Below are 22143 nucleotides of genomic sequence, written 5' to 3' on the forward strand. Positions count from 1 at the left end.
CCGGCGGTCAGCGGCCCGGCCACGATGTGCCCTGCGTGGACGGGTTGGGGGCGGGATGGCGCACGTTGTACTCGGGGGTCGCTACGAGCTGACCATGCCGCTCGGTCGGGGCGGCATGGGCCAGGTCTGGGAGGCCGTCGAGCGCGCCTCCGGCCGCCGGGTCGCGGTCAAGCTGGTCACGCACGAGGTCATCGCCGACCGCAGCGACCCCGCCGAGCTGATCCGGCGGTTCTCCCGCGAGGTGTCGGTGACGGCGGGGCTCGGGCATCCCGGGGTCCCGGCCGTTCACGACACCGGCATCTACGAGGAGGGCCTCTACCTGGTCATGGACCTGGTGGAGGGCTGCACGATCGACGAGCTGATCGCCGAACGGGGCGCGCTGCCGTACGCCGAGGCCGCGACGATCGCGGCGCAGGTCTGCTCCGTTCTGGCCGTCGCGCACGAACGCGGGCTCGTCCACCGCGACATCAAGCCGCAGAACCTGATGCTCGCCGACGACGGCGCTGTGAAAGTGCTCGATTTCGGTGTCGCGGCCGTTCTGGAGAGCCCCGGGGCCGCCCGCATCACCCAGACGGGCACGCCGATCGGAACGCTCGCCTACATGGCGCCCGAGCAACTACGCGGCGAACGCGTCGTACCGCGCACGGACCTGTACGCACTGGGCTGCGTGCTGTACGAGATGCTCACCGGACGGCGCGTCTTCGAGGCCCCGTCCCCGCACGCCGTCGGATACCAGCACCTCGAACGCCGTCCGGACCCCATCGGCCGCCCGGACGTCCCGCGCGCTCTCGAACACCTCGTCCAGCGCCTCCTCGCCAAGGACCCCGGCCAACGCCCCGCCGACGCCAACGAGGTCCTGACCCTCCTCCAACCGTTCAGCACCCCGCCCATGCCTCCAGCCGACCTCCCACTCCCCCACACCCCCGCAGCAAGGCCGAACGCCCCAGCGGAGGAGTACGGCGCAGCGGAACCGAACGACGCGGCGTGGCAGGGCAACGCCGCAGGGCACGGGGAAAGCCCACCGCGGAACGGCGCATCGGGAGGACGATCGGACACTGACCGCATCGGGCCGCGCGCTGACCGCGTTGGGAGCGAGGACGGGGTGTGGTTTGGTGCGGGCGGCGAAGGGGGGCGGAGCGGACTCGGGACGGGTTCTCCGTCCGAGGCGCCGTACGGGACGTTCGGCGGGAGCGGGTTTCCGCCTTCCGCCGGTGGCGCGCCGGTTTCCGGGGCTGGCGGCCCGGTGGCCGCGCAGGTATCCGGCGCTGGCATCCCGCTGGGCGCGCAGGTATCCGACGCTGGCGTCCCGGCGCAAGGACAGCAATCCGGCGCTGGCATCCCGGCACAAGGGCAGCGACCCGGCGCTGGAGGCTCGGCGCAGGGACAGCCTTACGGCGCTGCCGCCTCGGCGGAAGCGCAGCGTTCCGGCGTTGGCGGGTCGGTCGGAGTGCAGGTTGCGGGGGCTGGGGGTTTGGTGGGGGCGGGGCGGCCGTCCGGGGGCGGGGGGTCGCGTGGACGGTTCTGCATAGCCTTTGGGTCCTGCCGACGTTCACGATGGGGCTGTTCCCCTGGGCGGCGTTCCTCTACATCGCGCTGCGGCATCGGCACCGCGCGTGGCTTGTCACGGCTCTCGTCTATCTCGGGCTCACGATCGCGGAGCTGACGCTCATCCTCGCGACCCCGAACGTCGATCCGGACCACGGCGGATCCTCGATCCCGGCGATCTTCACGGTGGTGCTGACGTTCTCCGCGCCCGTGCACGCGTTCATCGTCAACGTTGAACGGCTCCGGCTGCGGGCGCTGCCCGGTCTCGGGCGGCGCTGAGCCACGGTCCGGACGGATCTGAGCCGCGGGCGGATGGCTTTGCAGGCGGGGCCGGGGAGGGACGGCGGGCGTCCGCGGTCTGCTCGATGGTGGAGGGAGTCTCGTGTCCGATTCCACCTTGGGGGCTTCGGGGCCGTACGGTAGGTCGCCGTGTCCCCCACCTCCGAGAACGCTCCCGGCGCGACGAGTCTCGATGACGTGCTCGTCGGCGAGGCGGTGCTGGGCGTCTACCGGCAGATGTTCGCGGCGCTGGCGCGGGACAGCGGGGCGGTGGTGGACGATCCGGAGCTCGTGGACGTGGCGGAGACGCTGCTCGCGGCGTTCGCCGACGCGGGCGAGGACGGGCTGAGCCGGGAGCAGATGCGGTACGTGTGCCGCGGCTATCCGGCGGAGGTGTTCGAGAACCGGCTGCGGGTCCTGAAGGGGCTCGGCGCGATCCGGGAGGTGTTCCCGAAGCCCAACCAGCTCCGTTACCGGGCGTCGTTCACGAGCGTCGTGGGGCTGATGTTCGTCCGGCGGATGATGCTGGACGGCGGGCAGAGCGAGATGCACCGGCTGCTCGCGCTGGAGCAGCTCAACGTGGCCGACCCCCGGATGACGCCGGAGCAGGCGCGGGACGGCGCGGAAGGGCTCGCGCGGGCGTTCCGGCTGTGGAGCGTCGAGCTGGTGACGTTGACGAACGGGACGATCGAGGAGCTGCGCGAGCAGGCGCCCAAGCTGTGGGGCACCGAGGAGATCCTGCTGAGGGCGGAACGGCTGCACGGCGCGATCCTGCGCAGGTGGCCGCAGCTCGACCGGACGTGCACCGACCTGCGGGCCGCGATCTACGCGTACGGCGACGCGTCGCGGCGGGCGGCGGCGAGGCTCTCCGACTCCGCGGGGACGACCCGCAACCTGACGCTGCTGCCGCCGGAGACGTGGCGCACGTTCTCCCGGACGGCCTCCCGGGACGACCTGGCGGCCGTTCTGGACGGGTTCGTGTTCGACGCGGCGGCCCCCTGGCACGAGCCGGCGGCGATCGTGACGGCCGTGGAGGACGGGCCCCGGAGCACGCCCCCGCGTCCCGCGCCGCCCCGGGCGTCGCTGCCCGACAACGGTCTTTCGGAGGACGCGGGAAGCGACGGCGTCGAGGCCGAACGGCTCCGTACGGTGGCCGAGGAGGTGCTCAGGGGCCGCGACGCGATCGCGGTGGAGGACCTGCTCGACCGCGACTGGGTGACGGCGCGGCGCGTCCTGGCGGACCTGTCGTCGGCGCACCTGCACCCTGAGCTCCCGTACCGGCTGGTCTGGTCGGACGGCCTCACGGCGCGGCTGGACGGCTCGCCCACGTGGGTCTCGCCGGGGGTGTTCGAGAGGACCGGCCCGTGAACGAGGAGGTCGCTCGGGCGAGGGCCCGCGTGCTCGGAACCCCGTCGATCCCGGTGTCCGAGCCGGTGCCCGCGGGAATGTCCTCGGCGTCCGACGGGGAACGCGTCTGGCCGCTCCCCGCCTGGCCGGACGGGGCGACGCCCGCGCTGCTGGAGGAGTACCAGACCGCGCCCATGCCCCTGGACCGTCCAGGCCAGGCGCGGCGCGTCCTGGCGGCGGCGCTGCGCTGCTGCTGGACGCGCCTGGACGACGACCCCTGGCCCGGCCGTCCAGCGGCGGTCGCGGCCGTCCTGGAGGTGTACGCGGGGATGTCGCGCGGCGACGCCGAACTCGCCCGCAGGTGGGCGACCGGCGAACTGCGCCGCCTCGCCGACACCGGCTGGCTCCTCCTGGACGAGCAGTCCGGAACCGTCCGCCCCGGCCCCCGCGTGGCGCTCTGGCCGGACGGCACCCTGGGTTCACTGCGCGACCTCCTGCGCCGCCTCCCCCAACCCCCGCCCGACGACGCCCTCACCCTCCAGCCCGCTGACGAAACGGCCCCCGCCGAGCCGCTGGACGGCGCTGTTGAAGAAGCGGGCGGTGCCGCTGAACGACACGACGGTGTTGAGGCCGAGGATGCTGGCGAAGTGGCGGGTGCCGGTGAGTGAGGTGTTCGAGCCGCTGCTCCGGTCGTACGACGAGAAGCGGCGCGCGGAGCTGGTCGCGGCCTACATGGCTGTCGAGTACGCGGCGGAACCGGTGCCGGAGGTGCGGTTCCCGGCGCTGCGCGAACCGGCGCTGCGGCGGACCGTGGAGAAGATGCTCGGACTCTCGGGGCGGACGCTCGTGCGGTCGGATCAGGCGTGGATCTCCGGCTACCGGGACGACGTCGCGGCCGAGCTCGCCGCGGACCCGCAGTGCGTCCCTCCCGTGGAAGACCGCGCCGTGCTGGTGCTCGTACTGATCCACTCGGTGGCGATCCCGAGGGCGGCCGGACTCCTCTCGAACGACTCGTGGCTGTCGCCGTACCCGACGCCGGTGGACGAGCTGAGGCGGCGCACGCAGCTCCCCATCGGCGAGTTGGAGAGCGCGCTGCGGCGGCTGCGCATGGCAGGGCTCGTGGCGCAGATGAAGGCGGGCGGCGACGAGGCCGGGGGGTTCGTTCCGGGCCCGCAGTTCCACCGGCTGACGGACGCGGCCCGCCGCCGCCTCCAGGAGGAACTGATCCTCGCCGCCGGTCCCGATTCCCCTCTGGCCGCCGCCATCCGAGCCCGCAGACGCGGTCAGGAACGCGAAGACGCGCGAAGCCCCGAACGAGACGCAGCGCGCGGCGGCGGGCCGTCCGGCGCGGCGCAGGGAGGCGGGCCGTCCGGCGCGGCGCAGGGAGGCGGGCCGTCCAGCGCGGCGCAGGGAGGCGGGCCGTCCGGCGCGGCGCAGGGAGGCGGGCCGTCAGGCCGCGCGCGGGAGAACGGGCGCGGGGACGCGCGCGGGGGCGTGGAGGGGGCCGGGCTGGACGGGGTGTCCGGTGCCGGGGGCGATGGAGAACGTGGGGAGCAGGCATGACCGCAGTCCTGGAACCGTTGATACCCGCGCGCGGGGGCGCGGACAGCGAGAACGTCGTCGGGGCGCGGACGCTGGTCGCCGTGCAGGCGGTCAACATCTCGCGGCTCTCGACGCATCCGGTGCCGACCGTCCCCGGGACGCTGATCGTGGTGGCCGGGCAGGGGCCGAAGGACTCCAACGGCGCGGGCAAGTCGTCGTTCATCGCGGCGATCACGGCGCTGCTGGGGGACGAGCAGTGGCGGTTCGCGTCGGGCGCGCGGGCGGTGGCGGAGCTGCTGTTCAACGCGGAGCTGGCGGCGCAGGGCGAGAACCACTGGGCGAGCGCCGCGCACGGGTACATCGTCGGCGTCTTCGACTACGCCGACGAGGCCCAGAGCGAGAACGGCGGCGCGGAGGCGGACGCGGGCGGCGGCGCAGGCGCGAGCGCGGACGCGGACGGCGACGGCGGAGAGGGCGGCGAGACCGCGGTGACCGTGTGGCTGCGGGTGAACGTGGACGCGCCGCACCTGGAGATCCGTTGGCGGGAGGGCGTGTATCTGGCGGCGGCGCCGTCCGAGGCCGACCGGGTCGCGTTGGCCGACCGGATGTGGGCGCAGCTCCCGCGCAGCGCGGGCCGCCGCGACCTGGTGGCGAAGGACCTGTCCCGGGTGCTGTACGGGGGGCAGGTGCGCTGCGTGTCGTTCCTGTCGACGTCGGTGCGGAGCAAGGTCGCCACCAACCTGCTGTCGCAGCCGCTCAACGAGATCACCCCCGAACGGATCTTCAGCGCGATCGCGGCGCTGACCGGGCTCGACCGGGAGCTGGAGGCCGAGCGCACGTCCCGCGCGGAGGAGCACCGGGAGCGGAGCAAGGCGGCGGAGGCGGTCGAGCGGCTCGCGGAGTGGGAGCGGGAGGCGGCGTCGCTGCTCGCGACGTTCGACCGGCGCGACCGGGCCCGCGACGAGGTCGCGGCGGCGCTGCGGCACTGGCGGACGCGGCAGGCGAGGCGGCTCGTGGACGCGGCGGAGTCCGACGCGGCGTGCGCGGCCGAGCAGGACCGGCTGCACGCCGAGACCGGCGAGGTCAACGCGGCGATCAAGGCGGCGGACCGGGAGGTCGAGCAGCTCACCGGCGGCGCCCTGGACGCGAGGCTGGGCGAGGCGGGCGCCGCGCTGGCCGAGCTGAAGGGGCAGGCCGACCAGCTCGGCGCCGACAAGGCCGTCGCCCGCAACCGCCTGGAGGAGCTGCGGCGGCGGATCTCGGCGCTGGAGGACCGGCGCCGCGAGTCCGACGGCCGCGACGAGGACACGGCGCGGCGGGAGCTGGCCGAGGCGGAGGCGCGGCGGGACGAGGCGCAGCAGGAGTTCGGCATCGCGCGGGGCGCGGTGGCGCGGGCCGAACGCGACCTGGCCGAGGCGGAGGCCGGGCAGAGCAGCGCGCCCGCGCAGATCCGCGCGCTCGCGGGCGCCGGGATCGCCGCGGTCGGGCTGCTGGACGCCGTGGAACTGGCCGAGGACGTCCGCGAACGCTGGGAGGCCGCCCTCTGGCCGTACCGGGAGGCCGTCGTCGTCTCGGCCGGCGACCTGGACGGCGCGGCGAAGGCCCTCGCCGCCCTCCCCGGCTCGATGGTCGTCCCCGCGGACGGCGACCTGACCGGCGACCCCGACCCGTCCCAAGACGGCGAACGCCCCTCCGCCGCACCGGCCGACGGAGGCGAACGGGCCGGGGGCGGTCCGGGGGCGGGCTCGGGTGGGGGGCGCGCGTTGCCGGACGGGGTGCGGTGCGGGCCGCGGCTCGGCCGGTTCTTCGAGGCGCTGGACGGCGGGGACGGCACCGGTGTGGTGATCGTGAGCGGGTTCCCCGAGCCGGTCACCGGGAAGGTCGCGCGGGTACGGGCGGCGCGGGCCGCTCTGGAGGCCGCGCGGGAGGCGCTGGAGGAGGCCCGGGAGCGGACGACCGCGAGCGCGGGCGACGTCGGGCTCGCGCAGCGGCGGCTGGCCGGGGCGCGCGCGGCGGCGGAGCTGGAGGCCGTACGGGAACGGGTCGCGGAGCTGCGCGAGGGCCTGGAGGAGCTGGCGGGCAGCGAGGCCAGGCTCGGGCCGAGGCTCGGCGCGGCGGAGCAGGCGGTGCGGCGGCTCCAGGCGAAGGCCGACACCCGCGCGCTGGAGGTGGACCGGCTGCGCGGACGGCGCGAGGCGCACGAGCGCGACCGCGACCGGATCCGCGCGCAGACCGCCGAGCTGGCCGACCGGCGCGCCGCGCTCGGCCTGGACGAGCTGGAGCGCGACTGGGGCGGCTCGCGCGAGGCCGCCGCCGAATGGCTCGCCGCCCTCGACGACGACGAGCGCACCTGGACGCCCGCCGAATGGTGGCACACCGCCGAGAAGCACCTGTCCGAGGCGCTGCGGCGGGTGTTCCCGGACGGCGCGGCCGACGAGGACATGCCGGAGGAGATGCGCTTCCTGCTGCGTGAACGCGCCGACGGCGAGGGCCGCCGCACCGACCGCGAGCAGGCGACGTTCCCGCGCCTGGTGAAGGCGATGGAGGCGTACCTGCGGCAGCAGGAGGACTACGAGCGGCACCAGCGCCGCCAGATCGAGGTGCAGCTCACCGCGCGCCGCGCCGACCTGGAGAAGGCCCGCAAGGGCGCGGAGGAGTCGGCGGGCGCGGCCGAGGCGCACCGCACCGCGCTGACCGCCGCGATCCGGGCGCGGCTCCAGCGGGTGTCGGAGGAGTTCGAGAAGCTGGACGTGTCGTACGGCGGGTACGGCGCGACGCTCGACTTCCCGACGCCCGAGCCGCCCGGCGACCCGGAGCAGGAGTGGCGGTGGCGGGTCACTCCGAAGTGGCGGCGCTCGGACGGCCAGCGCTACGTGCCGTACAACCGGCGCGCCAACACCGCGCTCATGGACGAGAAGGCCGTGAAGCTCGTGTGCGCGGCGGCGCTCGCGAGCTCCGGCGGCGGACGGCTCTGCCTGGTCCTGGACGAGCTGGGCCGCAACCTCGGCAAGGAGCACCGCAAGGAGGCCGTCGCGCTGTTCCGCAAGATCGGCGAGACGCACGGGATCACGGTGATCGGCGCGCTCCAGGACGACATGGAGCCGTACGCGATCGACGCCTGCGGTCAGTACGTCAAGCTGCGCCGCTCGTCCGACACCATGCCCTACAACGAGCCGCCCGTCGTGATCGGCTACGACGAGCACGAACCGCGCGTCCGCAAGCTCGCCGCCCAGATCACCGCCGCCCGCCCCGTCCCCGCCGCCTCCGCCGCGGACTGACCACCGCCCGCCCCGTCCCCGCCGACGGATCGGCGCCCGCCCGAGATCCCGCCGCCGGCGGATGGGGCGGCTTCGGCACACCCGGGGAGGAACGGGCGGATGCCGGGAAATATGGGGTGACGGTGGTGTGGGGGTGCGGCAGGATTGCGCGGCATGCGCGCCGACGAACTGCTGACCGAGATCGAACCGCTGGCGTACCGCGAACGGTGCGGGCGGCTCGCCGGGCTGCGCCGCTCGGCGGGTGATCCGGCGCTCGCCGGGCTGCTGGACGAGCTGGCGGCGCGCGGCCACTACGAGCGGTCGCTGGCGCTGTTCGTCGCGGCGGCCGTGCGGGACGAGGCGTCGCGCGCGCACGTCGCGCGGGCCATGCGGGACCCGGACGCGCGGCTGGCCGCCGAGGCGATCGCGCTGGCCGCGCGGTTCGGGCTGGGGCGGAGGCGTTCGCCGCGCGGCTGGGCGACGCCCCGGCGGCGGTGCGGGCGGCGACGTACGCCGCGGTCCGCGGGGCGGGGCGCGCCGACCTCGCCGAGGCGCTGATCGACGCCGTGGGCGAACGGTGGGGCGACGCGGAGGCGGCGCGGCTGCTGCCCGCGTGCGGCGCGGAGGCCGTCCGCTCGCGGCTCGACCGGCTCGCGTACGCGGTCGCCAACTGGGCGTCGGTCGGGCGCGCGCATCCCGGCCCGATGCTCGACCACGCCGAACGGAGCCTCGCCGGGCTGCGGGAGGGCGTCCGCGACGACTGGTGGCGGCGGCACGCGCCCGGCGTCGCCGCGGCGGTGGAGCACGATCCCGGACGGGTCGTGGGCCTGCTCGAACGCCACTGGACGGCGCCGACGCCGCCGCGGCCGCTGGAGCCCCGCGTCGGATACCTGCTGGCGGCAGAGCCCGCGCGGATGCTGCGCCTCCTCCTCGTCCCCGAACGGCGCGGGGTGCTGTGCCGCCTCATGGCGCGCCGCTCGTTCCGCGACCGGCTCCTCCGCCTCGACGCCGGCGACGTGGCGGCGGTGGCGCGCGCCGTCCGGGACGACGAGCGCGCCCTGCGGCTGCTGCTCGCCGCGTTCCCGCCCGCCGCGCGTGAACGGATCTTCGAGGAGGCCATGGCCGGGAAGGACCTCGCGACGGCGGAGCCGGGCGGGGACCTCCTCGACGTCCTCCCGCACGCGCGGCGGGCGCGCGAGGCCGCGCGGATGCTGCGGCTGCGGTGGGTGGCCGAGTCGCCGTGGCGCGCCTGCGAGGTCGCCTCGTTCCTCCCGTACGGCGAGGCGCTGCCCCGGCTGCGCGAGCTGACGCGCAGGCCGGACGCCGACGAGCGCGCCCGGGGCTACGCGCTGCTGGTCCGCTGCGCCGGGCGGGCCCGTTCGCCGGAGGTGACGGACCGCCTGATGGACGCGCTCGGGCGGCTCCGCAACGAGCAGGACCCGGTGCGGCAGGCGGCGCTCAACGCGCTCGTGAGCCTTCCGGGGTACGCGTTCGGGCGGCGGCACGTTCCCGCGGTCGAACGGTTCGCGGCCGACGCGCTGAACGCCCGCGACTGCTCGCCGGGCACCCGGTCCGCGCTGGAGCGGATCGCGGTGCGGCTGTGCCGCGACGGCGCTGCCGCGGGCGACACCGGCCTGGTGGCGGCGGGGTTCGACCTGTTGGAACGGCTCGCCGCGTACACCGCGCCGCCGTCCATGGCGGGGATCGACCGCGTGCTGCGGCGCGGACAGGAGCACGACCTCGTCCGCGCGCTGGCGGGGCAGGTGGAGGCGTCGGCGCGGCGCGGCGACCACCGCGCCGCGCTCGCGCTGGCGCGCGCGCTCGGCCGCCGCGGGCACGGCGTGCCCGAACTCCAGGACGCCCTGGAGGCCGCGACCCGTTCGTCGCGGAACGAGGTGGCCGCGCGGGCGATCGCGTACTGGCTGGAGCCGCCCCGCACGCGCGCCGCGCGCGCCGGGGCCGTCCTCGGACGCGAGCCGTCCGCCGTGTGGCTGCCGTCCGTGCTCGCCGCGGTGGCGCGCGAGCGCACCGACCTGCTGAGCCTCGTCATCGCCGGCCCGCGCGGGCGGTTCAAGCCGCCCGCGGCGAGTCCGGTGCCGGACGTCGAGCCGTCGTGGACGCGCCGGTGGACGGCACGGCAGCGCGAGTCGTTCCTCGACCTGCTCGACGAACTCGCCACCGACCCCGGCCTCCTGGAGACGGCGCGGAACCGCGCGGTCGCCGCGATCGCGACCGTGGCGGGAGCCGGCGCGGAACGGCTCCGGCCGTACCTGCGCACCGGCGACGCCGCGCAGCGCCGCGCCGCCCTCACCGCCGCGCCGTGGGTCGCGAGACCGCAGGACATGCTGGCCGACCTGCTCGCCCTCGCGCCGTCGGACGACGCGCACGTGGCGGTGTACGCGGCGAGCCGCGCGGCGCGGTTCGTCCCGCCGTCCGAGCTGGCGGCGGTGCTCGGGCCGGTGCTGTCCGGAGGGAGGATCACGGCGCGCAAGGAGGCGGCGCGCATCCTGCTCCACCATCGCGCCCCCGAGGCGGCGGCCCTGGTCACCGCCGCGTGGGACGACCCGGAGCAGCACCGCGACGTGAAGGCCGCGATCGTGTCGGCCGTCCGCGCGCGCCTCGCCGAGCCCGCCGCCGAGCGGATCCTCGCCGAGGCCGCGAACGGCCCCCGCGACCTCGCCCGGCAGGTGCTCGGCACGTCCCCGCTGCTGATCGAGGAACGCTTCCGGGAGCGGTACGCGGCGCTCGTCCTCCGCGTCGCCGGGGGCGGCGACCCGGAGGCCCGCGACGCCGCGCTGCACGCCGTCCCGCAGTGGGCGCCGTGGTCGCCGGACGCCCCCGCCATGCTCGCCGACCTGATCACCGACCTGGGCGAGACGCGGCACTGGAGCGCCGCGCTCGCCTCCCTGGTCCGCTGCGCCACCGGCGGAACCGGCACGTCCGAACTGGGCACCACGGCCACCCGACTCGCCGCCGCCTCCGCCGCGCCCGCCGCCTGCGCCGCGCCCACCGCGCCCACCGCGTCCGAGCGGGACGACGCCGGTGCCGAACGCGACCTGCCCGCCGTCCAACGCCTCGAAGCCCTCGTCGCGTCCGTCCGCGACGCGGCCATCGCCGACCGGACCGCCGCCGAGCCCGCGATCCGCGCGCTGGACGGCCGCCTGCCGGAGCCGCTCGCGTCCGAACTGGTCGCCGCGACCCTCCGCTGGGACCCGCCGGCCGCCACGGCCGCGCACCCCGGTACCGCCGAGGTCATCGACGGACTGGCCGACCGATGCGCGGGCACCGGCGTCCTGGCCGTCCTGGACGTCGCCGCCGCGCTCGCCCAGGGACCGGACGACCCGCGAGCGGTCTGGAGCCCGCCCCGGACGGAACCGGACCCCGGCACCGTCCTCCCGCACGCCGAACGGCTCGCTGCCCGCGGCGACCTCAGCGGCGGCCTGTTCGCCTGCGCGCTCGGGGGCAGGCACGCCGAGCGCGCGGGCTGGCCGGAGGAGTGGCGGACGCTGCTGCGACGGCTCCGCGCCCACGACCACCCGGACGTGTCATACGCGGCACACCGGATCCGCACCGCCCCGAGTGACCCGGTGGCGCGGGAGGCATCGCGCTCAACCTTTCGCGCGTGGGCGGCGTCACAAAGACGGACGGACCGGACGGCTGAGGACGGCGCTAGGAGTTCGGTGTGACGCGGTGGCGGGTCTCGGGGTTCGACGAGGTGCGCGAGCTCGGGCGCGGCGGGCAGGGCCGGGTGGTGCTGGCGCGGCACGCGACCGCCGGGACCGCGGTGGCGATCAAGTACCTGCCCGCGGGCGCCGGCGCGGAGGCGATGGAGCGGTTCCGGTACGAGGCGCGGATGCTCGGGCAGGTCGACGACCCGCACGTCGCGCGGCTGTACCGGCTGGTGGAGAGCGAGCACGGCGTGGCGATCGTGATGGAGGCGGTCGACGGCGTCCCGTTCAAGGAGATCCTCGCCCGGTACGGGACGCTGGAGCCGGAGGCGGCGCTCGCCGTCCTCAAGGGGTCGCTGCTCGGCCTCGCCGCCGCGCACGCGGCCGGCGTCGTGCACCGCGACTACAAGCCGGCGAACGTGATGGTCCCGGCGGACGGCCGCAGCAAGCTCATCGACTTCGGCATCGCGACGCCCGCCGGGGAGGCCGCGGCGGCCGGGACGCCGCTCTACATGGCGCCCGAGCAGTGGCGCGGCGAGCCCGCCGGGCCCGCGGCGGACGTGTACGCGGCGACGTGCGTGTTCTTCGAGTGCGTGACGGGGCGCAGGCCGTACCCGCCGGGCGACCGGGCCGCGCTCCGCGACGGCCACCTCGGCGGTCCCGTTCCGGTGGACGCGGCGCCCGAGCCGCTCCGGCCGCTGATCGCGCGCGGCATGGCGAAGGACCCGGGCGAACGGCCCGCGAGCGCGGCGGCGTTCGTGGGCGACCTGGAGTCGGTGGCGCGCGGCGCGTACGGCGCGGACTGGGAGGCGCGGGGCGTGCGCGTGCTGGCCGGGGCGGCCGTGGCTCTCGCCGCGCTGTTCCCGCTGGCCGCCGCGGGGCTCGGCACGGCGGGCGCGGCCGGTGCGGCGGCGGGCGGCACCGCGGCGGCGGGCGGTACGGCGGCGGCGGGCGGTACGGCGGCGGGCGGTACGGCGGCGGCGGGGCCGTCCGGGCTGATCGCCGCGGTGGGCACGAAGGCGGGCGTCGCGGTCGCCGGGACCGCGCTCGTCGGCACGTCGGTCGGAGGCGTCGGCGTGTACGAGGCGACCCGTCCGGACGACCCGCCGAAGCGTCCCGCCGCCGTCGCCTCGACCCGTCCGCCCGGAACGCCGATGACGCTCGGGCGGCTGCGCATCTCCGTCCCGCCGGGATGGAAGATGCGGCGCCTCAGGGGCGACGGCGTCAACTTCAGGGTCAACTTCCCGGGACGCTGCCCGCCCACGGACCATGAGCCCGCGAACTACATCGACGCCTACAACAACTGGTGCCCGAGCTTCGCCGTGCTGGACGAGTGGGCGCTCGGCTGGAAGGGACCGGACGCGTACGACGGCACGTACGTGCGCGGCAGGCCGTTCCACCCGTCGAACGACATCGGCCACGTCTGCCCGCCGTCCCCGAAGAAGTACATCGGCGCGGTCCCGGACAAGCTCCTCACCAAGGGCCTCGCGCGGGTCGGGAACCGCAGGGCGGAGTACCACGAGTGGCGGCTGCGCTGCGTCACCGGCATCGGCACGCCCTCGAACGTGAGGTTCGTCCAGCGGACGTGGTTCTTCCCGCAGTCGAGGATCCTCATCGTGGACGAGTGGAACGCCCCGGGCCTCGGCGGCATCCTGGAGCGCGCCACCTGGACCTGACCCCTCCGCGCCCCCGGTCCCCGGGCCGCCGTGGCTCAGGGGCCCGGGGGCCGGTCCGGGTCAAGGTTTGCCGGTGATGCCGAGGTCCTTCGCCTGCCTGGTCAGCTCCCGCGCCGCCGCGGCCCCGGCGCCGCCCGCCGACGCGGCCTTGAGCTCGTGGGCCAGCTCCTCCAGCTCGGCGCCGCCCGCCATCAGCGCCGTCAGCTCGTCGCGGGTGATGTCGGACTTGGAGTGGTGGCCGATGCCGCGCCCGCGCTTGAGGATGAGGAAGCGGTCGCCGACGGGGTAGGCGTGGTGCGGGTTGTGGGTGATGAACACGACGGCGAGCCCGCGTTCCCTGGCCTGCACGATGTAGCGCAGGACGACGCCGGCCTGCTTGACGCCGAGCGCGGCGGTCGGCTCGTCCAGCACGAGGGCCCGCGCGCCGAAGTGGACGGCGCGGGCGATCGCGACGCACTGGCGCTCGCCGCCGGACAGGGTGCCGATCGGCTGGTCCACGTCGCGCAGGTCGATGCCCATCTCGGCCAGCTCGCGCCTGGTCGTACGGCGCATGTGGCCGACGTCGAGGCGGCCGAGGCTCCGGCGCTTCTCCGACCCCAGGAAGAAGTTGCGCCAGATCGGCATCAGCGGCACGACGGCGAGGTCCTGGTAGACGGTCGCGATGCCCCGGTCGAGCGCGTCGCGCGGCGAGGCGAACGAGACCGGCTCCCCCGCCACCTCGTACGTCCCGGAGTCGTGCCGGTGCAGCCCGGCGACGATCTTGATGAGGGTGGACTTGCCCGCGCCGTTGTCGCCGAGGACGCAGGTCACCTCGCCGGCGCGCGCCTCCAGCGACACCCCGCGCAGCGCGATGACGCTGCCGTAGTTCTTGCCGACGCCGGTGAGGCGGACGAGCGGCGGCCCGTCCCCCCGCGCGGACGCCCCCGAGGACGGCTCGGGAGACGCGCCGGTGGGCGGCTCGGGGGACGGGTTCGGGCCCGGTGCGGCGGTCATGGCGCTCGCTCCACTCTGCGGCGGACGATCAGGTTGACGACGGTGGCGATGAGCAGCATCGCGCCGAGGAAGAACTTGAACCAGTCGGGGTTCCACTCGGCGTAGACGATGCCCTTGTTGGTCATGCCGAAGATGAACGCGCCGATCGCCGCGCCGATCGCCGACCCGTACCCGCCGGTCAGCAGGCACCCGCCGATCACCGCGCAGATGATGAAGAAGAACTCGTTGCCGACGCCCTCCCCCGACTGGACGGTCGCGAACGCGAACACCAGGTGCATCCCCGACAGCCAGGCGCAGAACGCGACGCCCATGAACAGCCCGATCCTCGTCCGGGCGACGGGGACGCCGACCGCGCGGGCGCTGGCCGCCGCGCCGCCCACCGCGAAGATCCAGTTGCCGGTCCGGGTGCGCAGCAGGAGCCAGGTGGCGGCGGCGACGAGCAGCAGCCACCAGAACACGGTGACGTTGACGTTCACGCCGGCCAGGTCCACGTCCGAGGCGAACACGGCGCGGGCGGAGTCGAACCCGTCCATGTCGCGTACGGAGTCGGTCGCGACGTTGCCGGTGACGGCCTTGGTGACGCCGAGGTTCGCGCCCGCCAGCATGAAGAACGTGGCGAGCGTGACGACGAAGCTCGGCAGCCCGGTGTTGACGTACAGCAGGCCGTTCACCATGCCGAGCAGCAGGGTGAGGACCAGGGAGACGACCACGCCCGCCCACACGTTCAGCGTGAGCTGGTAGCTGACGAGCGCGGCGATCAGCGCGGACGTCGTCACCAGCACCCCGGCGGACAGGTCGAACTCGCCGCCGATCATCAGCAGCGACACCCCGACCGCCATGATCCCGAACGTGGAGCTCGCGTACAGGACGGTGGAGAACGAGGACGCCTGGAGGAACGCGTCGGCGGCGACGGAGAAGAACGCGAACACCGCGACCGCGCCGAGCAGCGCGCCGAGCTCGGGTCGGCCGAGCAGCCGCCGCACGGGCGACCGCCTGGCCAGGCGCTCGTCGTCCGCGGGCGACGGCGCGGGCTCCGGGGGTCGTGGTGGTTGCGCGACGGCGTGCCCCATCAGCGGGTCCCCCGGCTCGCGAACCCTTCGAGCGCCGCCGCGTTGGCCTTGGTGACGATCGCCGGGCCGGTCAGCACGGGACGGCCGCCGCCGAGGACGTTGCCGTTGTGCTTCAGCAGCCACAGCCCGTCGACGGCCTCGTACCCCTGGAGGTAGGGCTGCTGGTCCACGGCGAACCAGATGCGCCCGTCCTTGACGGCGTCAATCAGGTCCTTGTTCATGTCGAACGTGCCGACCTTGGCGTCGCTCGACGCCTCCTTCGCCGAGTCGACGGCGGTCGCGGCGAACGGGGCGCCGAGCGTGAGCACCCCGTCGACGCCCTTGTCGGCCTGGAGCTTGGCGGTGATGGACGACTTGACCTGCGGCATGTTGGTGCCCTGCACGAACAGGTTCTGCATCTGCCCGCCGAACGTCTTGCGCGCCCCGGCGCAGCGGTCCTCCAGGCCGACGTTGCCCTGCTCGTGGATGACGCACAGCGCCTTCTTCGCGCCGATCCGCGCCATCTCCCGCCCGGCGGCCTCGCCCGCGATCGCCTCGTCCTGCCCGAAGTGCGCGACCGCGCCGTACCGGGCGGACACGTCGGCGCCGGAGTTGATCGACACGACCGGGATCCTCGCGGCGGTCGCGCGCGCGACGACGTCCTTCAGCGCGTCGGGCTTGGCGAACGTGACGACGATGCCGTCCACCTTCTTGTCGACGGCGGCCTGCACGAGCTGCGCCTGCTTGCCGCCGTCGGGGTCGGCCGAGTAGAGGAACTCGACGTTGTCCTTGGCGGCCGCGGCCCGCGCGCCTTTCTGCACGATGTCCCAGAACGTGTCGCCCGGCCCGGAGTGCGTGACCATCGCGATCTTCAGCCGGGGCCCGCTCGCGCCGCCCGCCGCCTTCGACTCCCGCTCCTCGGCCTTCTTGCCCCCGGAGCCGCTGCACGCCCCGAGGACGAGCACCCCCGCCGCCAGGACCGCCGCCGCGCCGCGCGCCCGCCCGCGCCCGGATCTGCCTTTCGTGGACGTCATGAACGCAACTCCCGTTCTCCCCGAGGTGGATGGAGGAGGTGGCTACAGGTGCCCGCGCCTCGCCTCCCGCCGCTTCTCGTAGCGGGCGCGGGCCTCGCGGGTGGACTCCAGCGCCGACACCTCGGCGACCGGGACGTCCCACCAGGTCTCGCTGTCGGGGCCTGAACGGACGGGTCGGTCTCCACGTGCACGACCGTCGTCCGCTCGGCGGAACGGGCCCGGCGGAGCGCGGCCCGCAGCTCCTCGACGTTCGCGGCGCGGACCGCGTCGGCCCCGAGGCTGGCGGCGTTGACGGCGAGGTCCACCGGCAGCGTCGGCCCGTCCAGCCCGGTCGGGGTGCGCGCGCGGAACGCGGTGCCGAACCGCTGCGCGCCGACGCTCTCCGACAGGCCGCCGATGGAGGCGTACCCGTGGTTCTGGACGAGGACGACGACGAGCTTGACGCCCTCGGCGACGGCGGTCGCGATCTCCTGCGCCATCATCAGGTACGAGCCGTCGCCGACGAGCACGAACACCTCGCGGGACGGGTCGGCGAGCTTCACGCCGAGGCCGCCCGCGATCTCGTAGCCCATGCAGGAGTAGCCGTACTCGACGTGGTAGCCCTTCGGGTCCCGGGTCCGCCACAGCTTGTGCAGGTCGCCCGGCATCGACCCGGCCGCGCACACGACGACGTCGCGTTCGCCCGCCGCGTCGTTCACCGCGCCGATGACCTCGGGCTGCGACGGGAGCGGGCCGTGCCCGAGCGCGCACGCGTGATCGACGGCGGCGTTCCAGCGGGCCGTCAGCACGCGCGCTTCCTCCCGGTAGTCGTCCGGGACGGTGTACCCCGCGAGGGACGCGCGCAGACCCGCGAGGCCCGTGCGGGCGTCCGCGACGAGAGGGACGCCCGCGTGCTTGGCCGCGTCGAACCGCGCGACGTTGAGGTTGACGAACCGGACGCCCGGCCGCGCGAACAGCGACCGGGACGCGGTGGTGAAGTCGCTGTAGCGGGTCCCGACGCCGAGCACCACGTCCGCGTCGCGGGCGAGCGCGTTGGCGGCGGTGCCGCCGGTCGCGCCGATCGCGCCGGCGGCGCGCTCGTGGTCCCACGGCAGCGAGCCCTTGCCCGCCTGGGTCTCGGCCACCGGGATACCCGTCTCGCGCGCGAACGCCTCCAGCTCCCCGGCGGCCCGCGCGTAGATCACCCCGCCGCCCGCCACGACCAGCGGGCGCCGCGCCGACCGCAGCACCGCGGCGGCCTCCTCCAGCGCCGCCGGTTCGGGCTCCGGGCGCGGCACCCGCCAGACGCGCTCGGCGAACAGCTCCTCGGGCCAGTCGTACGCCTCGGCCTGCACGTCCTGCGGCAGCGCCAGCGTCACCGCGCCCGTCTCGGCCGGGTCGGTCAGCACCCGCATCGCCGCCAGCAGCGCGGGGGCGAGCTGCTCGGGCCGGTTGATCCGGTCCCAGTACCGCGACACCGGCCGCAGGCAGTCGTTCACCGACACGTCGTACGAGCGCGGGTCCTCCAGCTCCTGGAGCACCGGGTTGGCCGGACGGGTCGCGAAGACGTCGCCGGGCAGCAGCAGCACGGGCAGCCGGTTGACGGTCGCCAGCGCCGCCCCGGTCACCAGGTTCGTCGCGCCGGGCCCGATCGAGGTCGTGCAGGCGTACGTGGCGAGCCGGTCGGTCATCCGCGCGAACCCGGCCGCCGCGTGCACCATCGCCTGCTCGTTGCGCGCCATCAGGTACGGGAAGCGCTCCTCCAGCAGCCCCTGGCCGAGCCCCGCGACGTTGCCGTGCCCGAAGATGCCGAAGCAGCCCTCGATCAGGCGGCGCCGCTCGCCGTCCCGCTCGGAGTACTGGCGCGCGAGGAACCGCGCGATCGCCTGCCCGACGGTGAGCCTGGTCATCGTTCCTCCGGAGACGTCAGCGGCAGCCGGGGGTCGGCCGGGAGGCCCGGCCAGGCGCCGCGCACCCACGCGTGCGCGGGGTCGTCGCTGATCCGCCACGCCCGCTCGGGCGACGGCCCGGCCATCACGTTCAGGTAGTACAGGTCGTAGCCCGGCGGCGCCATCGACGGCCCGTGCCAGCCGTCCGGGATCAGCACCGCGTCGCCCGAGCGGACCTCCGCGAGGACGTCGGTCGTCCCGTAGACGCGCTGGTAGGCGATGCCGTCGGGGTGCGCGAGCTCGAAGTAGTAGATCTCCTCCAGCACGCTCTCGCCGGGCCGTTCCTCGTCGTGCTTGTGCGGCGGGTACGACGACCAGCAGCCGCCGGGCGTCAGCACCTCGCACGCGATCAGCTTCTCCGCGAACGGGAAGCCCTCCGGCGTGCCGAAGTTGTTGACCTGGCGGCTGGCCTGGCCCGCGCCGCGCAGCTCGACCGGCACGTCCTCCGCCGGGCCGTACCGGGGGACGCGCCGCTGCGAGCAGCGCGCGCCCGCCAGCGCGAACCGCCCCCGCCCGGAGAGGGTGACGCTCGCGTCGCGCGGCACGTACGCGAAATCGGTGACCCGGCTGAACACGCTCCGCCGCCCCCGCAGCTCGAACGTCTCGCCGTCGCACACCACCCGCCCCGAGCCCGCCAGCGGCAGCACGATCGTCTCGAACGCGCTCGTGCTGAACACGTGCGTTCCGTCGAGGTCGAGCGTGCGCAGGGACGTGTGCGTCCATCCGGCGGACTCGGGCGTGACGACCAGGTCGTACGGGCCGTCCGCGGTGCTTCCGGCGGGCAGGTGGTTCCGCTGATGGTGCACGGTCATCGGGCCTCCGCTCGCAGCAGCTCGTCCACCTCGTCCGTCGCGGGCATCGCGTCGGCGCAGGCCAGCCGGGACGCGACGAGCGCGCCCGCCGCGCCCGCGAACGCGACGACCCGTTCGAGGCCCCACCCGGCCAGCAGGCCGTGGCAGACCGCGCCGCCGAACGCGTCGCCCGCGCCGAGCCCGTTCACGACCTCCACCCGGACGGGCGGCACCTCGACCGTCTCCCGGGCGGTCGCGGCGAGCACGCCGTCCGGGCCCAGCTTCACGATGGCGAGGTCCGGGCCGCGGTCCAGCAAGGCGCGGGCCGCCTCGCGCGGCGTCCGCTCCCCCACGGCCATCGCGCACTCGTCCAGGTTGCCGACCGCGACCCGGGCGTGCCCGAGCGCGCGCCGCGCCCAGTGCCCGGCCTCGCCGGGGTCGGCCCACAGCATCGGGCGGTGGTCGAGGTCGAGCACGGTCCGCCCGGGGTGCGCCGCCATCGCCGCGAGCGTCGCCGTCCGGCTGGGCTCCTGCGACAGCCCCGTCACCGTGGCCCACACGATCCGCGCCGAACGGATCGCGTCCATGTCCAGCTCGTGCTCGTGGATCTCCAGGTCCGGCGCCTTCGGGTAGCGGTAGAAGTACAGCGGGAAGTCGTCCGGCGGGAAGATCTCGCAGAACGCCAGCGGCGTCGGCAGCCCCGGCACCGCCGTGACGTACCGCGGGTCCACCCCGTGCGCGGCGATCGCGCGGCGCACGAACCGGCCGAACGGGTCGTCGCCCGTCCGCGTGACCACCGCGGCGCGGCGGCCGTGCCGGGCCGCCGCCACCGCGACGTTCGTCGGGCTGCCCCCGAGGTACTTGCCGAACGTCTCCACGTCCTCCAGCGGCACGCCGACCTCGCGCGGGTACACGTCCACGCTGACCCGCCCCATCGTGATCAGGTCGAACGGCCCGCCACCGAACGGCCCGGCGGGCGCGGCTTCGGACCTCGCGGCGGGCGCCGGGGGCGTCACGGGGCCACCCGGGCGAGGTACTCCAGGGCCGCGCGGACGTGCTCGCCGGGCCCGCTCCCCGGGGCGGGCTCGGCGGCGAGGACGGTGTCCTGTTCCATGACGTACCAGCCTTCGTACCCGGCGCCCTCCAGGGTGCGGACGATCCCGGAGATGTCAACGTCCCCCTCGCCGAGCGGCCGGTACAAGCCGTCCCGCACCCCGCGCGCGTAGGCGACCTCGCCGGACCGCACCCGCGCGGCGAGCGCGGCGTCCACGTCCTTCAGGTGGACGTGCGCGATCCGGCGGGCGGCGAACCGGGTCAGCCACGCCGGGTCGCACCCGCCGACGAGCAGGTGCCCGGTGTCCAGGCACAGCGGGACGTTCGAGTCGCCGAGGACGCGTTCGACCTCGTCGCGGCGTTCGACGACCGTGCCGACGTGCGGGTGCAGGGCGACCACGCGGCCCCGCGCGGCCGCGCGCGCCGCGATCGCGTCGAGGTTGGACAGCAGCGCCGCCCACGCGCGCGTGTCGAGCGCGGGCCGCGCGTCGTACCCGTGCAGCCCGGTCGCCGCCGCGAGGACCAGCACCGCGTCGCCGCCGAGCCGGTCCAGCGCCCGCTCGACCTCGGGCACCGGGTCGGCGTCCGGGTCGTGCAGCACGACGGGGACGAACGCGCCCATCAGCTCCAGCCCGTACGCCCGCAAGAGCCTCCCCCGCTCCTCCGGGTCGTCCGGCAGGAACCCGGCGGGCCCCAGCTCGGTCGCGGTCAGCCCGGCCTCGCGCATCTCGCCGAGCACCCGCTCGGGCGCGAGCTGGTGGCCCCAGCCCGGCACCTCGCACACCCCCCACGAGATCGGCGCGCCCGCGATCCTCATCGCCGCACCTCCCCGACCTCGACGACGCGGCCCTCCCTGCGGGACAGCTCGCACGCCTCCGCGAGGTAGAACGCCTCAAGCGCCTCCTCCGGCGGGCACGGGTTCGGGCGCCGCCCGGCGACGACGTCGACGAACGCCCGCAACTCGGTGTCGTACGCGTCGGCGAAGCGTTCGAGGAACCCGCCGTAGGGCGCCTCGCCGCGCCGCCGGCCGGGCAGGCCGGTGACGGGGGTGCGCTCGTCCAGCCCCGCCGCGACGCTGTCCTTGGAGCCGAACAGCTCCAGCCGCGCGTCGTACCCGGCGGCGTTGTAGCGGGTCGCCGCGACCAGGCCGATCGTCCCGTCGTCCAGGACGAGCAGCGCCGCGCCGCTGTCGACGTCGCCGCACTCGCGGAAGAACTTTTCGCCCCGGTTGGCCCCGGCCGCCATGACGCGCACGACGTCCCGGCCGGTGACGAACCGGATGAGGTCCAGGTCGTGGATCACGCAGTCGCGGAACAGCCCGCCCGACGCCGGGACGTACTCGGGCGGCGGGGGCGCGGGGTCGAAGCTGCACGACCGCACCGTGTGCACCCAGCCGAGCCGTCCCGACCGCAGCGCCTCCCGGGCGGCGGCGTTGCCCGCGTCGAAGCGGCGCTGGAAGCCGACCTGCACCGGCACCCCGGCGGACCGCGCCGCGGCCATGATCTGGAACGTTCCAGACAGGTCCGGGGCGAGCGGCTTCTCGCAGAAGACCGGGACCTCGCCCGCCACGCCCCGTTCCACCAGGCACGCGTGCGCGTCGGTCGCGGCGGCCACGACCAGCCCGTCCAGGCCGCCCGCGAACATCCCGTCCACCGAGTCGGCGAGCACCCTGGCGCCGCCCTCCCCCGCGGCCCGCTCGCCGTGGTCGCCGGAGGCGGCGCGGGCGTTGGCCGCCGCGCCGGGCGGCGCGGCCCCGCCGGGGCGCTCGCGGCGCGCGGCGGACACGCCCGCGGACGGGCGGACGGAGCGGACGGGCCCGCGGGCGCGCCGTCCGCCGCGCGCGGCCCGGCCGCGTCCAGCCGGGCGGCGAGCTCGCGGGCCCGCGCGGCGTCCGCGTCGGCGATGACGAGGGTCTGGATCCCGGGCAGCCGGCTCAGCGCGGCGGCATGGCGCGCGCCGATCCGTCCGGCGCCGGCGAGTC

16 protein-coding genes and 1 pseudogene are annotated in these 22143 nt (G+C 75.8%); 9 read left to right on the forward strand and 8 right to left on the reverse strand.

From position 1 onward, the window contains the following. Positions 1–115: 115 nt before the first annotated feature. The 9 genes from GEV43_RS55805 (at position 116) to GEV43_RS49015 (ending at position 13314) form a co-directional block, all read left to right on the forward strand. Entirely contained in the window at positions 116–1663 is a 1548-nt protein-coding gene (locus tag GEV43_RS55805) for a protein kinase (RefSeq protein WP_375539075.1), read from the forward strand. Further along, on the forward strand, positions 1555–1824 hold the full coding sequence (locus GEV43_RS46705; protein WP_164717124.1) for a hypothetical protein: 270 nt from the start codon (positions 1555–1557) through the stop codon (positions 1822–1824). Before GEV43_RS55805 ends, GEV43_RS46705 begins: the two co-directional genes overlap by 109 nt. Positions 1825–1974: 150 nt before the next feature. After that, entirely contained in the window at positions 1975–3192 is a 1218-nt protein-coding gene (locus tag GEV43_RS00380; RefSeq protein WP_160819006.1) for a hypothetical protein, read from the forward strand. Further along, positions 3189–3839, forward strand: coding sequence for a hypothetical protein (locus tag GEV43_RS00385; RefSeq protein WP_241682718.1), 651 nt, complete (start codon positions 3189–3191; stop codon positions 3837–3839). Before GEV43_RS00380 ends, GEV43_RS00385 begins: the two co-directional genes overlap by 4 nt. Then, a complete protein-coding gene (locus tag GEV43_RS00390) occupies positions 3772–4734 on the forward strand; it encodes a hypothetical protein (RefSeq protein ID WP_309239364.1) in 963 nt (320 codons plus the stop codon). The genes GEV43_RS00385 and GEV43_RS00390 overlap by 68 nt, the downstream gene beginning before the upstream one ends. Continuing rightward, positions 4731–7991 (forward strand): chromosome partitioning protein ParA, encoded by a 3261-nt coding sequence (locus GEV43_RS00395; RefSeq protein ID WP_160819007.1) that lies wholly within the window; start codon positions 4731–4733, stop codon positions 7989–7991. Before GEV43_RS00390 ends, GEV43_RS00395 begins: the two co-directional genes overlap by 4 nt. Before the next feature lie 153 nt (positions 7992–8144). Next, positions 8145–8528: a hypothetical protein gene (locus tag GEV43_RS00400; protein ID WP_160819008.1), complete on the forward strand. Its 384-nt coding sequence runs from the start codon at positions 8145–8147 to the stop codon at positions 8526–8528. Then, complete coding sequence (locus GEV43_RS00405; protein WP_160819009.1) at positions 8465–11656, forward strand: hypothetical protein; 3192 nt, start codon at positions 8465–8467, stop codon at positions 11654–11656. Before GEV43_RS00400 ends, GEV43_RS00405 begins: the two co-directional genes overlap by 64 nt. Next, a complete protein-coding gene (locus GEV43_RS49015) occupies positions 11653–13314 on the forward strand; it encodes a serine/threonine-protein kinase (RefSeq protein ID WP_309239365.1) in 1662 nt (553 codons plus the stop codon). Before GEV43_RS00405 ends, GEV43_RS49015 begins: the two co-directional genes overlap by 4 nt. A gap of 60 nt (positions 13315–13374) precedes the next feature. On the opposite strand, the gene GEV43_RS00415 is transcribed toward GEV43_RS49015, so the two are convergent. The 8 genes and pseudogenes from GEV43_RS00415 to GEV43_RS00450 form a co-directional block, all read right to left on the reverse strand. After that, complete coding sequence (locus GEV43_RS00415; RefSeq protein ID WP_160819010.1) at positions 13375–14307, reverse strand: ATP-binding cassette domain-containing protein; 933 nt, start codon at positions 14305–14307, stop codon at positions 13375–13377. After that, positions 14304–15377 carry an ABC transporter permease gene (locus tag GEV43_RS00420; protein ID WP_160819011.1) on the reverse strand — a complete coding sequence of 358 codons (1074 nt, stop codon included), beginning with the start codon at positions 15375–15377 and terminating at the stop codon, positions 14304–14306. The genes GEV43_RS00415 and GEV43_RS00420 overlap by 4 nt, the downstream gene beginning before the upstream one ends. Continuing rightward, the gene (locus GEV43_RS00425) at positions 15377–16390 is read right to left on the reverse strand and encodes a sugar ABC transporter substrate-binding protein (protein WP_160819012.1); all 1014 of its coding nucleotides are present in this window, start codon (positions 16388–16390) and stop codon (positions 15377–15379) included. The genes GEV43_RS00420 and GEV43_RS00425 overlap by 1 nt, the downstream gene beginning before the upstream one ends. 42 nt (positions 16391–16432) lie before the next feature. Then, positions 16433–18279 (reverse strand): annotated as a pseudogene (gene iolD, locus GEV43_RS00430) (3D-(3,5/4)-trihydroxycyclohexane-1,2-dione acylhydrolase (decyclizing)). Beyond that, the gene (iolB, locus tag GEV43_RS00435; protein WP_160819013.1) at positions 18276–19130 is read right to left on the reverse strand and encodes a 5-deoxy-glucuronate isomerase; all 855 of its coding nucleotides are present in this window, start codon (positions 19128–19130) and stop codon (positions 18276–18278) included. Before iolB ends, iolD begins: the two are co-directional and overlap by 4 nt. Next, complete coding sequence (iolC, locus tag GEV43_RS00440) at positions 19127–20125, reverse strand: 5-dehydro-2-deoxygluconokinase (RefSeq protein WP_375539025.1); 999 nt, start codon at positions 20123–20125, stop codon at positions 19127–19129. The genes iolB and iolC overlap by 4 nt, the downstream gene beginning before the upstream one ends. Next, positions 20122–20979, reverse strand: coding sequence for a TIM barrel protein (locus GEV43_RS00445; protein ID WP_160819014.1), 858 nt, complete (start codon positions 20977–20979; stop codon positions 20122–20124). The genes iolC and GEV43_RS00445 overlap by 4 nt, the downstream gene beginning before the upstream one ends. Then, the gene (locus tag GEV43_RS00450) at positions 20976–21947 is read right to left on the reverse strand and encodes a Gfo/Idh/MocA family oxidoreductase (protein ID WP_206681028.1); all 972 of its coding nucleotides are present in this window, start codon (positions 21945–21947) and stop codon (positions 20976–20978) included. The genes GEV43_RS00445 and GEV43_RS00450 overlap by 4 nt, the downstream gene beginning before the upstream one ends. Positions 21948–22143 lie beyond the last annotated feature (196 nt).

It is taken from the genome of Actinomadura sp. J1-007, from assembly GCF_009793335.1.
GTDB lineage: Bacteria > Actinomycetota > Actinomycetes > Streptosporangiales > Streptosporangiaceae > Spirillospora > Spirillospora yumaensis.

Bases quoted from the DNA above. Each gene is read 5' to 3' on its own strand.
- GEV43_RS55805 (WP_375539075.1), top strand. From the start codon at position 116: ATGGGCCAGGTCTGGGAGGCCGTCGAGCGCGCCTCCGGCCGCCGGGTC.
- GEV43_RS46705 (WP_164717124.1), top strand. From the start codon at position 1,555: ATGGGGCTGTTCCCCTGGGCGGCGTTCCTCTACATCGCGCTGCGGCAT.
- GEV43_RS00395 (WP_160819007.1), top strand. From the start codon at position 4,731: ATGACCGCAGTCCTGGAACCGTTGATACCCGCGCGCGGGGGCGCGGAC.
- GEV43_RS00400 (WP_160819008.1), top strand. From the start codon at position 8,145: ATGCGCGCCGACGAACTGCTGACCGAGATCGAACCGCTGGCGTACCGC.
- GEV43_RS00415 (WP_160819010.1), bottom strand. From the start codon at position 14,307: ATGACCGCCGCACCGGGCCCGAACCCGTCCCCCGAGCCGCCCACCGGC.
- GEV43_RS00420 (WP_160819011.1), bottom strand. From the start codon at position 15,377: ATGGGGCACGCCGTCGCGCAACCACCACGACCCCCGGAGCCCGCGCCG.
- GEV43_RS00425 (WP_160819012.1), bottom strand. From the start codon at position 16,390: ATGACGTCCACGAAAGGCAGATCCGGGCGCGGGCGGGCGCGCGGCGCG.
- iolB (WP_160819013.1), bottom strand. From the start codon at position 19,130: ATGACCGTGCACCATCAGCGGAACCACCTGCCCGCCGGAAGCACCGCG.
- GEV43_RS00445 (WP_160819014.1), bottom strand. From the start codon at position 20,979: ATGAGGATCGCGGGCGCGCCGATCTCGTGGGGGGTGTGCGAGGTGCCG.